Genomic DNA, 14,313 nt, shown 5'->3' with positions numbered 1-14,313 from the left:
GTTATTCCGCAAATAGCCCGGCCTGATTGATCATAGCGGTCACCGCCACGGACCCGGAGGCGACGGTCATCTCGGCGTCCGGCCAGAGCCTGCGGATGAGCCTGAGCACCCGCCGGTTCTCGCCCAGGACGTCCATCCCAACGGTCTTCGCCCCGCGTACGACGGCCCGCATCAGCAGCATGTCGACCAGCCGCGGCCCGAGCCCGAATCCCTGCCACCGGTCGGCCACCACCACGGCGATCTCCACGTCGCTGCACTCGCCCTGGTAGCTCATGGCATGGCCGATGATCTCCCCGTCCTCGGCGGTGGCGATGAGGGCGTCGCGGCGTTCGTCCACCGCGAGCAGCGCGCGCACCAGCCCGGCGGCGGGGTTGGCGACGCCGGTGAAGAAGCGGAGCGTCTGCGTGTGCAGCGACAAATCCGCCAGGAAGCGCCTGATCCGCTCCTCGTCATCGGAGCAGGCCTGACGGATCTGAGTTCCATGCATGAACTCAGCCTGCCCGGTCACACCTGAGTCTGTCAATTGAACTCAGGTATGATAGGGAGATGAACGTGCCGTCTCGCATGGGTTTCCGAGCGGACAACTGCTCGATCGAGCGCACCCTGGACATCGTCGGGGAGAAGTGGACCTTCCTCGTGCTGCGCGAGGCGTTCAGCGGCGTGCGGCGCTTCGCCGACATGCAGGCCATCACCGGCGCCCCCCGCCAGGTGCTCAGCGCCCGCCTGGCCCGGCTGGTCGACGAGGGCCTGCTGCGCAAAGAGCCCTACCGCGAGCCGGGGCAGCGCCAGCGCGACGAATACCGGCTCACCGACAAGGGCCGCGACCTCTATCCGCTGATGGTCGCGCTCATGCACTGGGGCGACAAATACCTGGCCGACGACGAAGGGCCGCCCGTCCGGCTCACCCACCGCGGGTGCGGCGCACCCGTCGAACTGCAGTTCCGCTGCGCCGACGGCCACGAGGTGAACGGCCCGCGGGAGGTCACGCCCATCCCCGGCGAGGGAGCCGAACTCAGGACTGTGTGAGCGGCCCGCCGCAGGTGGCACCCCTCCTTGCGCCTAGTCTTGAGAGCGTGTACCGGTTCCTTCTGACGCCTCGGTGGCTCGCGCTCCACGTGGTGGTGCTGCTGGTCATCCCCGCCTTCGTGTTCCTCGGGCGGTGGCAGTTCGGGCGGTTCGAAGAACGGTCCGCCGACAGCGAGCGGGTCACCGCCAACATCGAAGCCGCGCCGGTGACGCTGGAGCGGCTGGCGGCCCCCGGGCGGCCGGTCCGCGAGGACGACCGGTTCAGGAGGGTGACGGTGGCGGGCACGTACGACCCGTCCCACGCCCTGCTCGTCCGCCGGCGCCCCCAGGAGGGCAGGCCCGGCTACTACGTCCTGACCCCGCTCGTCACCGGCCCCGGCACGGCCGTGATCGTCAACAGGGGCTGGGTCAAGGCGGGCGCCACCGCCGACACCCCGCCCGAGGTCCCGCCGCCCCCTGCCGGGCAGGTGACCGTCACCGGCAGGCTGCGTCCCGGCGAGACCGAGGAGTCCAGCGGCATCCGCGAGCGCTCAGGGCTGCCTCCTGGCCAGGTGCTGCTGATCGACGTCGACAGGATCGGGAAAGGGCTGCCGTACACGCTGGTGGGCGGCTACGTGGAGCTGACCGAGCAGCAGCCGCGGCCGGCCGCGGCGCCCGCCCCGGTGCCGGAGCCCGACGTGGGCGCCGGCGGCGGGCTCAACCTGGCCTACGGCGTCCAGTGGTGGTTGTTCATCGGCATCGCCGTCGGCGGGTGGATCCTGCTGATCCGCCGCGAGGTGGCCGAGCGGAAGGCGGCGGCCTCGGAGGGCTCGGAGGAGCCGGAGAAGGCGTCGCAGGCCGGGGAAGCGGAGAACGCACCCCGCTAAGGTGGTGAAGTGCGGCACATCAAGTTCACCAACCTCTGCAATTTCCGCGACGTAGGCGGATATTTCACGAGAGATGGGCGCGTCGTCCGGTGGCAGCGGCTCTACCGGGCCGACTCACTCGGCTGGCTGGCGGGCGACGATCTCACGACCTTCCGCGACCTGGGCGTACGCGCCGTCATCGACCTGCGGCACGCGTTCGAGATCGAGAAGTACGGCCGCGTGCCCGAGTCCGACGGCCTGCGCTACCAGCACCTCCCCATCGAGGGCCGCCGCTGGGACACCGCCACCACCTACAACGAGGAGATCGGCATCGAGCGTTACCTCGCCGACCGCTACCTGGAGATGGCCGAGGACGGCGTGGCGAACCTCAGGAACGCGCTGGAGACCATCGCGCGGGCCGACAACGCCCCCACCGTCATCCACTGCGCCGCCGGCAAGGACCGCACCGGCGTGCTCACCGCGCTGGTCCTGTCGCTGGCGGGGGTCGCCGAGGACGACATCGTGGCCGACTACGCGCTCACCGGGCTGGCCACCGACCGCTTCCTCGCCGACTGGAGCAGGAGACACCCGGGCGCCTCTCCGTGGCCCGGGTTCGGTCTGGCCCCCGCCGAGACCATGCGGCTCTTCCTGACCGACCTCGTGCACCGGCACGGCTCGGTCGAGTCGTACGCCGACCAGGTGCTCGGCCTCGCCCAGGACACCGTCGACGAGCTGCGCCACCACCTGTTGACGGAGGCGTCTTGACACGAGTCGGCTCCCGATGTGTTGATCTCGGAGACCCAACGGATACGTCGCAGCTTGTTCGACGTTATCCCCTCGTCGTACGGTTACGTGCGTGACTACGCCGCTGCTCCCCGACCCAGACCCGAGGCGGCGCGACTACGTGATCATCTCCGCCGACGATCACCTGATCGAGCCGCCCGACCTGTTCGATGACCGGTTGCCGGAGAAATACGCCGAGGTCGCGCCCAAGGTCGTGGAGACGGAGGCGGGTCACCAGGTCTGGCGCTACGGCGGGGCCACCTACCCGTGCGCCGGCATCGACGTCGGCGCGGGGCTGCCGCGCGAGCAGTGGACCCTCGACCCCGTCAGGTTCGACAACATGCGCCCGGGCTGCCACGACATCGAGGCACGCATCAAGGACATGGACGTCGCGGGCATCTGGGCCGCGCTCTGCTTCCCCGGCATGCTGGCCGGGCAGTCGGGCATGCCGTTCGCCAGGACCCGCGACCAGGAGCTCGGCCTGGCCCTGGTCAAGGCGTGGAACGAGTGGCACATCGACGTCTGGGCCGGCACCTACCCCGAGCGCGTCATCGGCCTGCAGCTCCCGTGGCTGCCCGATCCCGACCTCGCCGCCAAGGAGATCCGCGCCAACGCCGCCAAGGGCTTCAAGGCCGTGGTGTTCCCCGAGTTCCCGACCCGGCTGCGGCTGCCCTCGATCCACTCCGGCCACTGGGATCCGTTCTTCGCGGCCTGCGAGGAGACCGGCACCGTCGTCGCCCTGCACACGGGCGACGCGTCGTGGTCGCCCGTGCCCTCCCCCGACACGCCCCTTGAGGCCATCACCACGCTGATGCCGACCAGCGCCATGTTCGCCTGCGCCGACTGGCTCTGGTCGGGGCTGCCGCTGCGCTTCCCCGCGCTGCGCATCCTCATCGTGGAGGGCGGCGTCGGCTGGCTGCCGATGCTGGCCGAGCGGGCCGACTACGCCCTCGACCACCCGGTCGCCGGTGAGGCGTCATGGGAGGGCGGGCTCAAGCCCAGCGAGGTGCTGCGCCGCAACTTCTTCTTCGGCACGCGCGACGACCACGCGCTGTCGGGGGTGCGGCTCGCCGTCGGCCTCGACCACGTGCTCCAGGAGAGCGGCTATCCCCACTCCGACTCGACCTGGCCCGACACCCAGAAGTCGGTCGCGCACAACCTCGGCACGCTGCCGCCCGCCGACATCGCCCGGGTCGCGTACGGCAACGCGGCCCGCCTCTTCGGCCACCCGCTGCCGTCGCGCGCCTGGTTGCGGATGGAGGAGATCTAGGCCTGTTCGAGGCCCTCGACGCGGCCCTGGATGACACTGCGCTCGTGCTGGACGTAGCGCCCGCTCTCGCCCAGCAGGGAGGCGGTCAGCCACAGGAAGACGCCGAAGTCGTCGGCGACGCCGATCAGCATGAGGAAGTCGGGCAGGACGTCGACCGGTGACAGGATGTAGACCACGCCGAGCGCGAGCAGGCCCAGCTTGCCCTTGCCCATGCCGTCGTACTGACCGCGCATGACCGCGCCGATCATCCGCGGGATCGCCCGGACCCTGGTCATCAACGCGGGGGACCCGGGTTTGGTCACCTCGCGGTAGGTCCGCCACGCCGCCGCCGCGCGTGCTGCCTTAGCCATCATGACAACCCCCTACCCCTGGCTCTTCACGACATAACGCGTCGCCGCGGCCACGAGTTCCTGCCGATCAGGCCAGCGCCGCATGCTCGAACGGGCGAGCCCGCTCGACCTGCGCGGCCACCCTGATGAGCAGGTCCTCCCGGCCGGCCGCCGCCACCAGCTGCACGCCCACCGGCAGCCCCGCCGCGGTCCTGTGCAGGGGCAGCGAGACGGCGGGCTGCCCGGTCGCGTTGACCGGCGAGGTGTAGGACACGGCGTGCATCGTCCTGCCGAGGCTCACGCTGAGGTCGTCCGGCGGGATCCAGCCCAGCGGGAACGGCGCGACCCCCAGCGACGGCATCAGCAGCAGATCGTGCCCGGCGGCCCACCAGGCGGACATGCGCCGGCGGAAGCCGTCGATCCACTGCGTGGCCAGGATGTGGTCGGCCGCGCTGTGCCCCTGGGCCGCGCCTACCATGGCGGCGTTACGCGGCTCCAGCTCCTCCACGTCCACGGGCTTGCCGCGCGCCACGCCCAGGCCCGCGACCTGCGCGGCCAGGTGGTCGGCCACGATGGCGCCGAAGTGCCGGGTGAAGTCCGGCTCGGCGAGCGCCTCGGGGCCTCCTGGCGCGACGTCGTGGCCCAGCGACTCCAGCAGCTGCGCGGCCCTCGTGACGGCCTCGGCGACCTCGGGCGCCTCCGGCACGTCACCTCTGGGATGCGTGGCGAGGAACCCGATCCGCAACCGCCCGGGATCCGCCCCCACCTCCGCGGCCAGCGGGCCCGGCAACGCCGGGGCGTCGTACGGGTCGCCGGGACGCATGCCCGCGACGACGTCGAGCGCCGCCGCCGTGTCCCGCACGCTCCTGCTGACGAAGCCCGGGCACGAGAACCCGCTCCACCCCTCTCCCATGGCCGGGCCCATGCTGACCCGCCCGCGCGTCGGCTTGAGCCCCACCAGGCCGCACATGGACGCGGGGATGCGGATCGAGCCGCCTCCGTCGCTGGCGGTGGCCAGCGCCACCATCCCGGCCGCCACCGCCGCCGCCGAGCCGCCGCTCGACCCGCCCGCGGAGTACGCCGGATCGTACGGGTTCCGCGTGGGCCCGAACGCCAGCGGCTCCGTGGTGACCGTGGAGCCGAACTCCGGGGTGTTGGTCCGCCCGAGCACGACGAACCCGGCCTCGCGCAGGCTGACGACGCCGTACCCGTCGGGGGCGTCCACGACGCCGTCACGCACCGAGGAGCCCGCGCTGTACGGCTCCCCCGCCTGCCGCCAGCCCAGGTCCTTGAGCAGGATCGGCACCCCTCTGAAGGGCGCGCCCGCAGGAATGGCGTCGATCTCGGCCAGCGCGCGTTCGAAACGGCGGTGGATGACCGCGTTCAGCTCGCCGTCGCGGGCCTCGATGCGGGCGATCGCGGCCTCGGCCAGCTCGCGCGCCGAGACCTGTCCCTCCCTGACCGCCCGCGCCTGGGCGACCGCGTCCAGCCTCAGTACGTCGTCCACGTCGCCTCCTACGCCTGGGGAGCCAGGTCGCGCACCGCCTGGTCGATGGAGACCTCGCCACCGGGGATGGGGGCGAGGACGGGAGTGTCGAGCCCGTTGTCCACGTACTGCTGGATCCTGGCGCGGCAGGTGGCCGCGTCGCCGTGCACGACGAGGTCGTCGACCACCTCGTCGGGAATGGCCTTCAGCGCCGCCTGCCGGTCGCCGGCCGCCCAGGCCTCGTGCATCGGCCGCAACGTCTCGCCGCGCCCCAGCCAGTCGTGGAAGGCGGCGTAGACCGGGACGGTCAGGTAGCCGGCCAGCATCCGCCTGGCCATCTCGCGCACCTGGGCGGCGTCCTCGCTCACGCAGACGAACAGGCGGGCGATCAGCTCGGCGCCGGGGCCGATCTCGGCGCGCACGCGGCGTACGTCCTGCGGGGAGAGCCAGTTGGTGATGGCGCCGTCGGCCTCGGCGGCGGCCAGCCGCAACATGCCCGGCCGCAGCGCCGCCAGCACGATCTTCGGCGGCGCCTTCGGAGCCCGCTCCAGCCGGAACCCCTTGACCTCGAACGTCTCGTACGCCTCCGAGACCTTCTCGCCGGCCAGCGCCCTCCTGAGGAACCGCAGGGTGTCGCGGGTGCGCGCGTACGGCTTGTCGAAGGTGCCGGCGTTCCACCGCTCGACGATGGCCGGGGAGGACGCCCCGATGCCCAGCACGAACCGTTCGGGCGCCAGATCGGCCAGCGTGGCCGCGGACATGGCCAGCAGCCCCGGGCCGCGCGTCGAGACGGGCACGATGGCGCTGCCCAGCCTGATCCCCGGCGCCCACTGCGCGGCCAGCGCCAGCGGCGTGAACCCGTCGACGCCGTTGACCTCGGCCGACCAGGCGTCGGTGTAGCCGAGCCCGGGCAACTGCGCGATCAGCTCCTGCGACCGCGCGAGCGAACGGTCGTAGAAGGGAATGGTCATGCCCCACTTCTGCGTCATGCACGGCCTCCGGCTCGGTTCCGCCTGTGGTTGGGAGCTGGACGCGTCAACCCTACCAACCGCTCGGTATGGGAGCTAGGCGCGGAGTTCGTGGACCGCCGCGATGAAGTCCTTCGTGATCCCCCGCAGCCCCGGCAGGTGCGACAGCCCGACCAGCCGGTCCACCAGCGGCACCGTGACCTCGATCAGCCGGTACGTACGGGCGCACCCCGGCGAGGTGTCGTGCACCCAGAACAGCACCATCCCCATGGACAACAACCACAGCAGCTCGGGCAGCTCCTCACGCAGTTCGGCGTTCATGCGGTCGCGCGACCCCTCGACGACCTGGCGGTAGATCGCGATGGACGCCTCCCGCGCCGGGGACGACTGCTCGCTGAACGGGCTCAGCGGGTTGGTCGGCTCGGCCGCGTGCTTGAAGAACTTCACGGCGAACTCGTGGTAGGGCTCGGAAACGCGTACCCACTCGCGCAGCACCCCGCTCAACCGGGCCGCGAACGCCTCCTCGGTCGCCAGGAACTCCATGCAGGCCGCCTCGTGCTCGGCCTGGGCGCGGTCGTAGTACGCCTGGATCAACGCCTCCTTGCTCTCGAAGTAGTAGTAGGCGTTGCCCACGGACACCCCGGCCTCCGCGGCGATGGCGCGCATGGTGGTCGCGTCGAAGCCGCGCTCCCTGAACAGCCGCAACGCCGTCTCGACGATGAGCTCCCGGGTGCTCTCCGATCCGCGGTTTCGGGCTTCGGACACGTTCGTCACTGTACGTCGGAAAAGCTGGTTAGGTCATGGAGCCGCACGGTGATCGCCGATCCACGGCAAAGTTGCATCCGCGGCATGAGTTATCTCCTGTGAATGGTGGGATTGTCGTTTCAGGCGGAAGGGCTATTTCCGCGAAAAGGCATCGACATGTGGATACGTGGAACAGTGCGCCTCATGGTAGTCGCGCTCCTCGGCATAGAGATCACCATCATCGCGCTGGCCTCGGCCGCCTCCGCCGCTTCCCACCCCGATGGGGAGCGGACAGGAAGCGGGCCCAACGAGGCCGGGCCCGGCGGGTGGGAGGATCCCCTCCCGCAACCGCTGTGGGCGGCCATGGCGGAGACGCAGTCCAGCGTCTCCGAGAACTGGCCGCTTCCCGCCGGACCCTGGGCGCGCGAGAACATGATGAACCGTGACGATCTGGCGGCCCTGCGGAACTGGCCGCTGGACGACCTGCGGTGGCTCACGGAAGGCAGGCACGTGCCGGACATGACACACGCGCAGCCGTGGCCGGCCCAGCCGCGGGCGAACCTGTCGCCCGCCGAACGCCGGCCACAGGCCGCCAAGGCACGAAAACGCACCAAGGTGGCCAAGAAGCGCCACGCACGGCAGCACAAGGCTCACAAGCGCGCCAGCGTGGACCTGGCGCGCGTGATGCCCCGGCAGGCGGCCGCGCAGCTGACCCACGCCACCGCCGCCGGCTGGCTGCGGAGCTCGGGCCTGCGCACGAAGTCGACCGGCAACTGCACGAGCAAGCACCGGCACCACTGCACCTCGTTCGACTCCGTGCGCGCCGGAACCGTCGCCGGCATCATCCAGCTGAAGCGCGAGAGCGGCTGCCCGATCATGGTGACGGGCGGCACGGAGACCGGCCACGCGCCGGGCCAGTACAGCCACGGCAACGGCTACAAGCTGGATATTTCACACAATTCTTGCATCGACCGGCACATCAAGAAGGTCAGCGACCCGGCCGGAGTCCGCAGCGACGGCGCCCGGCTCTACCGATCCGGATCAGGCACCGTCTTCGCCGACGAAGGCGACCACTGGGACATCCTCTTCCGGTGACGTGCCCTGCGGCGGACGCCGTGCGGCACCCACGGCGTCACACCACCTCATCCGGTCACTTCTCGGACGCGACCAGCTCGGCGATCTCCGCCGCGTTCAGCGCCGCCCCCTTGCGCAGGTTGTCGCCGCACACGAACAGGTCGAGCGTGTTGGGGAAGTCGACCGCCTGGCGGACACGGCCGACGTAGGTCGGGTCGTTGCCCACCACGTCGAGCGGCGTCGGGAACACCCCGTTGGCCGGGTCGTCCATGAGGACCACCGTCGGCGCCGCCTCCAGCACACGATGCGCGTCGGCCACCGTGATCTCGCGCTCGAACCGCGCGTGCACGGCCAGCGAGTGAGTCGTCACCACGGGGACGCGCACGCAGGTCGCGGAGACCTTGAGGCCGGGGATGCCGAGGATCTTGCGGGACTCGTTGCGGAGCTTGAGCTCCTCGGAGGCCCAGCCGCCGTCCTTGTAGGAGCCGGCCCACGGAACCACGTTGAACGCGATCGGCGCCGGGAACGGCGACTCGCCGGGCAGCTTGTCGGCCAGCACCCTGCTCACGTCGCCGGCCACCTGACCGAGACTGCGGTCGCCCGCCAGGGCCTCGACCTCGTCGTAGAGCCGCGCGGAACCGGCCACGCCGGCGCCCGACACCGCCTGGTAGGAGGCGACGACCAGCTCGGTGAGCGTGAACTCGGCGTGCAGCGCGCCCATGGCCGCCATCATCGACAACGTCGTGCAGTTGGGCGTGGAGATGATGTTGCGCGGCCGGTTGCGCGCGTCGAGCGGATTGACCTCGGGCACCACCAGCGGCACGTCGGGCTCCATGCGGAACGTGCCCGACTTGTCGATCACCACCGGGCCGCGCGCGGCCGCGATCGGCACCCACTCGGCCGACACCTCGTCGGGCACGTCGAAGATGGCCACGTCGATGCCGTCGAACACCTCGGGCGCGAGCGCCTGGACCACGACGTCCTCGCCGCGTACGCGCAGGACCTTGCCCGCAGAACGGGCCGAGGCGACGAGGCGGATCTCGCCCCAGATGTCCTCACGCGTCGACACGATGTCGCGCATCACGGTGCCCACGGCGCCGGTCGCGCCGATCAGGGCCAGGTTGGGCCTGCTGCTCATCGTCCTGAACCTCCATACACCACGGCTTCGACCTGGTCGGCGTCGAGATCGAACGCACGGTGGGCGGCCGCCACGGCCGCGTCGACACCGTCCTGCCCGACCACCACAGAGATGCGGATCTCCGACGTGGAGATCATCTCGATGTTGACCCCCGCGTCGGCGAGGGCCGCGAAGAACGTCGCCGTGACGCCGGGGTGCGAGCGCATGCCCGCTCCGATCAGCGACACCTTTCCGATCTGGTCGTCGAAGAGCAGCGACTCGTAACCGATCCGCTCCTGGATCTTCTTCAGCGCCGTCAGCGCGGCCTGGCTGTCGGCCGTGGGCAGCGTGAAGGAGATGTCGGTGCGACCGGTGGCCGCGGCCGAGACGTTCTGCACGATCATGTCGATGTTGATCTCGGCGTCGGCCAGCGTTTTGAAGATCGAGGCAGCCTCGCCGACCTTGTCGGGCACCCCGACAACAGTGATCTTGGCCTCGCTCCGGTCGTGCGCGACGCCGGAGATGATCGGCTGCTCCATCTCGGTTCCTTCGTTGTAAGGGTCGGAGACGACCCACGTGCCTTCCTTGGTGCTGAAAGAGCTGCGTACGTGAATCGGCAGGCTGAAGCGGCGAGCATACTCGACGCAGCGCAGGTGCAGGATCTTGGCCCCGCAGGCGGCCATCTCCATCATCTCGTCGTAGGAGATCCTGGGGATCTGCCGCGCCGCGGGCACGATGCGCGGATCGGCGGTGTAGACGCCGTCGACGTCGGTGTAGATCTCGCACACGTCGGCCTCGAGCGCCGCCGCCAGGGCCACCGCCGTGGTGTCGGAGCCGCCGCGGCCCAGCGTGGTGATGTCCTTCGTGTCCTGCGAGACACCCTGGAAGCCCGCCACGATCGCGATGTGGCCCTGGTCGATCGCCTCACTGATGCGGCTCGGCGTCACATCGATGATGCGCGCCTTGCCGTGGGCGGAATTGGTGATCAGACCCGCCTGCGAGCCGGTGAACGAGCGGGCCTCGTGGCCGAGGTTGGCGATCGCCATCGCCAGCAGGGCCATCGAGATGCGCTCACCCGAGGTCAGCAGCATGTCGAGCTCGCGGCCCGGAGGCAGCGGCGACACCTGCTCGGCCAGATCGAGCAGCTCGTCCGTCGTGTCGCCCATCGCGGAGACGATCACGGCCACGTCGTTGCCGGCTTTTTTCGTCGCGACGATCCGTTGCGCGACCCGCTTGATGCAGGACGCGTCGGCGACGGACGAACCACCGTACTTTTGCACAACGAGGGCCACAAGAAGTCTCCCGGTCTGGACTGTGAGCTGCCAGTCTACTGAAGCCGTCTCATGCGCCTGATGGGCCATGCCCCTCTGTGGATGTCTTCAGACCGCGGTGGTCTCCTCCGCCACGTCGAGCCGCGAGTGCGCGGCCAGCGCCTGCAGCGCCCGCATGGCGGCGCCCGCGTGGTTGCCCCAGGTGTTGAAATAGGAATATTGCCACCACCAGAGCGCCTCGTGCGGGCGGCCCGCGTGGTAGTGGCGCAACCCGTGGATGAGGTCGGCGGCGACCGCCGTCAGGTCGTCGGACAGCCGGTAGGGGGTGACCCCCGTGTCCTTGTACGGGTCGAACACCTCGGCGTAGTCGTCGACCGCCTCGAGCCGCTCGGCCAGCGCCGTGCGCACGCCGTCGATGTCGGGGTCCTCGCTCATCGGCGGCTCGTAGTTGCCGGAAAGGATCACGTCACGGTTGGCGCCGAGCTTCGCGCCCGCAAGGCTCACCTGGGCGACCTCCACCAGCAGCAGCGACCAGATGGCGTCACCGCCCTCGCCGCCCGCCACCCTCGTCAGCCCGTCGACGTAGTCTTGTGCGTGTCCGGAGATCTCTTGCGCCAGCGCGCTCCACTCGTCAGACATCCAGCAGCCTCCGTCCCTCGAACGCGCGGCCCAAGGTGACCTCGTCGGCATATTCGAGGTCACCGCCCACAGGCAGACCGCTGGCCAGTCGTGTCACTTTCACACCCATCGGCTTGACCAGACGGGCGAGGTAGGTCGCCGTCGCCTCCCCTTCCAGGTTGGGGTCAGTGGCGAGGATGAGCTCGGTGACGCGACCGTCGGCCAGGCGCGTCATGAGCTCACGAATGCGCAGGTCGTCGGGGCCGACACCGTCGATCGGGCTGATCGCGCCACCGAGCACGTGGTAGGTGCCGCGGAACTCGCGCGTCTTCTCGATCGCCACGACGTCCTTGGGCTCCTCGACCACGCAGATCACGTGGGTGTCGCGGCGCGCGTCGCGGCAGATGCGGCACTCCTCCTCGGAGGCCACGTTTCCGCACGTGCGGCAGAAACGGACCTTCTCCTTGACCTCCAGCAACGCGTGCGCCAGCCGTTTGACATCGGCCGGGTCGGCCGCCAGCAGGTGGAACGCGATCCGTTGCGCGCTCTTGGGACCGACACCGGGCAACAAACCCAGCTCGTCGATCAGATTCTGGACGACCCCTTCGTACATGCCTAGAACCCTGGCAACTGTCCGAGGCCGCCGCCGCCCAGCCCCTGGGCGAGCGGGCCGAGCTTTTCCTGCTGCAGATCGGCGGCCGCGCGCACGGCGTCGCGGACGGCCGCGATCACCAGGTCGGCGATCGTGTCAGCGGTGTCCTGCGCGTCGCCGGCGTCGATCACGCTCGGGTCGATCTTGAGCTCGAGCAGCTCGCCCGAGCCGTTGACGACGGCGGTGACCATGCCGCCGCCTGCTGAGCCCTCGATCTGCGCATCGTTGAGCTCCTGCTGGGCGCTCACAAGCTGCTGCTGCATGAGCTGTGCCTGCTCCAGCAGCTGCTGCAGGTTGACATCCCCTGGGTTCACCGTCGTGCGCTCCTCGTGGCTCCGCGTTCTTGACTGCCACGAGCCTACGGTGTTTGGGCGGCGTCATGTACTGGTGGCGTCCCCATGTTTCGTCCCAGGGCCTCTGCCCGGATGATCCGCTCGCTGTCCGGCGTGTCCCCCGCCGGGCGTTCATCGATGCTTCGAACGAGTCCGGCCGGGTCTCAGGCCCCCCTCCAGCGTCCGAGACCCGGCCTCGCGCCGGGCGAACCGACGCGCTGGCCGGGAACGCTATTGGGGCGAACGTTGCGCACAGGTTGCGTCTATCTGATCACTCTGTGCAATCTTCGCGAACGGGTTGCGCGAAGGGTCTCCAAGACGGATAGTCGAGCTGACTACTTGGAGTGACCGATGAGTTACGCCCGTCTCGACGAATACTCCCGCGCCCTGCGCGGGGCACACGAAGCGGTGGCGACCGGCCAGGACTGGCCGGAATCCCCACGCCGTCTGATCGCAGCATCGTGGCGTCGCTCTCTCGAAGCCGACATCGACCCGGAGAGGTTGACCGCGCCCTCCGTCTTAGACCCCTCCCACATCGAGGACGTCCGCCAGGCCCACCCGCTGCGGCCACTCCTCCCTCTCCTCGTCCAAACCCTGTCCGGCCTGGCCGACGAGATCGACCACGTGATGGTCGTCACCGACGACAACGGGCGCGTGTTGTGGCGGCGGGGCAACCCGGCCATCATCCGCCGCGCCGACCAGATCGGCCTCGCCGACGGCCACCAGTGGGCCGAGCACAACGTCGGCACCAACGGCATCGGCACCGCCCTCGCGATCCGCCGGCCCATGCACGTCTACTCCGAGGAGCACCTCATGCGCGTGCTCCACGTCTGGTCGTGCAGCGCCGCCCCGATCAGCGACCCCGACTCCGGCCAGATCATCGGCTGCGTCGACGTCAGCGGCACCGCCCGCACCCTTCACCCCGCCACCGTCGCCCTGGTCGCCGCCACGGCCAAGCTCGCCGAAGCCCAGCTCGCCCTGCGCATGCACGAACGCGACGAACACCTCCGGCGCCGCTACGAAGCGCTGCGCGGGCGGCCCGGCATCCTGCTGTCGTCCACCGGCCGCGTCATCTCCGGCGACCCGTCGGGCTGCCTAGGCAAGCGCATCCCCCTCGGCAACCAGACCCAGCGCATGCTCCTCAAAGACGGCTCCATCGCCCTGATGGAGCCCTTCTCGAGCGGCTTCCTCCTGCGGCCCTCGCCGGCCACCACGCCACCGACCCTGACCATGACGTTCCTCGGCGAAGGCACGCCCACCGCCACCTTCGACGACCGCGAACGCCCCCTGTCGCTCCGGCACGCCGAGCTCCTCGCCCTCCTGGCGCTCCACCCCCACGGGCTGACGGCCGAACAACTGTCGTTCCTGCTCTACGGCGACGACGGCAACCCCGTGACGATCAGGGCGGAGATCCACCGGCTGCGGGCCCAGTTCGGGAACGCGATCGCGGCCAAACCGTACCGGCTGACCTGCCCGATCGAGGCCGACTTCCTGGAGTTGCGCCGCCACCTCGCCGCGGGCGATCCGGGCTCGCTGGCCCGCGCCTACCGCGGCCCCCTGCTGCTGCGCTCGGAGTCACCGGAGATCCGCAGGGAACGCGACGAGCTGGAGGCCCAGGTACGGGCCTGCCTGCTGCGGCGCGGCACACCCGGCGACCTTTGGGCGTACGCGCAGACCTGCAACGGGCGCGACGACTACGAAGTGCTCGAACGCCTCGCCGCGCTGCCCCCCACCGACTCCCGCTCCGCCGCCGCCCGCGCCCGCCTCCTCCTCTGACCCCCCGTTCGGCGAGTCAGCC

General features: G+C 70.3%; 16 protein-coding genes. 6 read left to right on the top strand and 10 right to left on the bottom strand.

Annotated features, from left to right (window positions below; translation table 11 throughout):
- Window position 1: 1 nt before the first annotated feature.
- Window positions 2–487 (bottom strand): GNAT family N-acetyltransferase, encoded by a 486-nt coding sequence (locus tag ABGA98_RS36565; RefSeq protein ID WP_347623012.1) that lies wholly within the window; start codon window positions 485–487, stop codon window positions 2–4.
- 59 nt (window positions 488–546) lie between these two features.
- Here ABGA98_RS36565 and ABGA98_RS36560 point away from each other — a divergent pair, with 59 nt between their 5' ends.
- From ABGA98_RS36560 to ABGA98_RS36545, 4 genes are all read left to right on the top strand, one after another.
- Complete coding sequence (locus ABGA98_RS36560) at window positions 547–1,026, top strand: helix-turn-helix domain-containing protein (protein ID WP_347623011.1); 480 nt, start codon at window positions 547–549, stop codon at window positions 1,024–1,026.
- A 47-nt stretch (window positions 1,027–1,073) separates the two neighbouring features.
- Window positions 1,074–1,892 (top strand): SURF1 family protein, encoded by an 819-nt coding sequence (locus tag ABGA98_RS36555; RefSeq protein WP_347623010.1) that lies wholly within the window; start codon window positions 1,074–1,076, stop codon window positions 1,890–1,892.
- Between the two features lie 9 nt (window positions 1,893–1,901).
- Entirely contained in the window at window positions 1,902–2,636 is a 735-nt protein-coding gene (locus ABGA98_RS36550) for a tyrosine-protein phosphatase (protein WP_347623009.1), read from the top strand.
- A gap of 91 nt (window positions 2,637–2,727) precedes the next feature.
- Complete coding sequence (locus tag ABGA98_RS36545) at window positions 2,728–3,924, top strand: amidohydrolase family protein (RefSeq protein ID WP_347623008.1); 1,197 nt, start codon at window positions 2,728–2,730, stop codon at window positions 3,922–3,924.
- Here the strand turns inward: ABGA98_RS36545 and ABGA98_RS36540 are convergent.
- From ABGA98_RS36540 to ABGA98_RS36525, 4 genes are all read right to left on the bottom strand, one after another.
- The gene (locus ABGA98_RS36540) at window positions 3,921–4,277 is read right to left on the bottom strand and encodes a YkvA family protein (protein WP_347623007.1); all 357 of its coding nucleotides are present in this window, start codon (window positions 4,275–4,277) and stop codon (window positions 3,921–3,923) included. The two genes, ABGA98_RS36545 and ABGA98_RS36540, sit on opposite strands and share 4 nt — an antisense overlap.
- A 64-nt stretch (window positions 4,278–4,341) precedes the next feature.
- Window positions 4,342–5,760 carry an amidase gene (locus tag ABGA98_RS36535; protein WP_347623006.1) on the bottom strand — a complete coding sequence of 473 codons (1,419 nt, stop codon included), beginning with the start codon at window positions 5,758–5,760 and terminating at the stop codon, window positions 4,342–4,344.
- Between the two features lie 8 nt (window positions 5,761–5,768).
- Complete coding sequence (locus tag ABGA98_RS36530) at window positions 5,769–6,728, bottom strand: LLM class F420-dependent oxidoreductase (protein WP_347623005.1); 960 nt, start codon at window positions 6,726–6,728, stop codon at window positions 5,769–5,771.
- Between the two features lie 75 nt (window positions 6,729–6,803).
- On the bottom strand, window positions 6,804–7,472 hold the full coding sequence (locus tag ABGA98_RS36525; protein WP_347623004.1) for a TetR family transcriptional regulator: 669 nt from the start codon (window positions 7,470–7,472) through the stop codon (window positions 6,804–6,806).
- A 183-nt stretch (window positions 7,473–7,655) separates the two neighbouring features.
- Between ABGA98_RS36525 and ABGA98_RS36520 the strand changes: the two genes are divergently transcribed.
- Entirely contained in the window at window positions 7,656–8,546 is an 891-nt protein-coding gene (locus ABGA98_RS36520) for a hypothetical protein (protein ID WP_347623003.1), read from the top strand.
- Window positions 8,547–8,601: 55 nt separating this feature from the next.
- Here the strand turns inward: ABGA98_RS36520 and ABGA98_RS36515 are convergent, their stop codons facing one another.
- From ABGA98_RS36515 to ABGA98_RS36495, 5 genes are all read right to left on the bottom strand, one after another.
- Window positions 8,602–9,663 (bottom strand): aspartate-semialdehyde dehydrogenase, encoded by a 1,062-nt coding sequence (locus tag ABGA98_RS36515; protein ID WP_347623002.1) that lies wholly within the window; start codon window positions 9,661–9,663, stop codon window positions 8,602–8,604.
- Complete coding sequence (locus tag ABGA98_RS36510; RefSeq protein ID WP_347623001.1) at window positions 9,660–10,934, bottom strand: aspartate kinase; 1,275 nt, start codon at window positions 10,932–10,934, stop codon at window positions 9,660–9,662. Before ABGA98_RS36510 ends, ABGA98_RS36515 begins: the two co-directional genes overlap by 4 nt.
- Window positions 10,935–11,021: 87 nt before the next feature.
- On the bottom strand, window positions 11,022–11,552 hold the full coding sequence (locus tag ABGA98_RS36505) for a DUF5063 domain-containing protein (protein ID WP_347623000.1): 531 nt from the start codon (window positions 11,550–11,552) through the stop codon (window positions 11,022–11,024).
- Window positions 11,545–12,144: a recombination mediator RecR gene (gene recR, locus ABGA98_RS36500; protein WP_347622999.1), complete on the bottom strand. Its 600-nt coding sequence runs from the start codon at window positions 12,142–12,144 to the stop codon at window positions 11,545–11,547. The genes ABGA98_RS36505 and recR overlap by 8 nt, the downstream gene beginning before the upstream one ends.
- A 2-nt stretch (window positions 12,145–12,146) precedes the next feature.
- Window positions 12,147–12,497: a YbaB/EbfC family nucleoid-associated protein gene (locus ABGA98_RS36495; protein WP_171055572.1), complete on the bottom strand. Its 351-nt coding sequence runs from the start codon at window positions 12,495–12,497 to the stop codon at window positions 12,147–12,149.
- 369 nt (window positions 12,498–12,866) lie between these two features.
- Here ABGA98_RS36495 and ABGA98_RS36490 point away from each other — a divergent pair, with 369 nt between their 5' ends.
- Window positions 12,867–14,291 (top strand): GAF domain-containing protein, encoded by a 1,425-nt coding sequence (locus ABGA98_RS36490; protein ID WP_347622998.1) that lies wholly within the window; start codon window positions 12,867–12,869, stop codon window positions 14,289–14,291.
- Window positions 14,292–14,313: the final 22 nt, after the last annotated feature.

The sequence above is a fragment of the Nonomuraea sp. B1E8 genome, from assembly GCF_039871515.1.
GTDB lineage: Bacteria > Actinomycetota > Actinomycetes > Streptosporangiales > Streptosporangiaceae > Nonomuraea.
The sequence above is the reverse complement of the archived record's forward strand: the minus strand, read 5'-3'. Positions and strand labels throughout refer to the sequence as shown.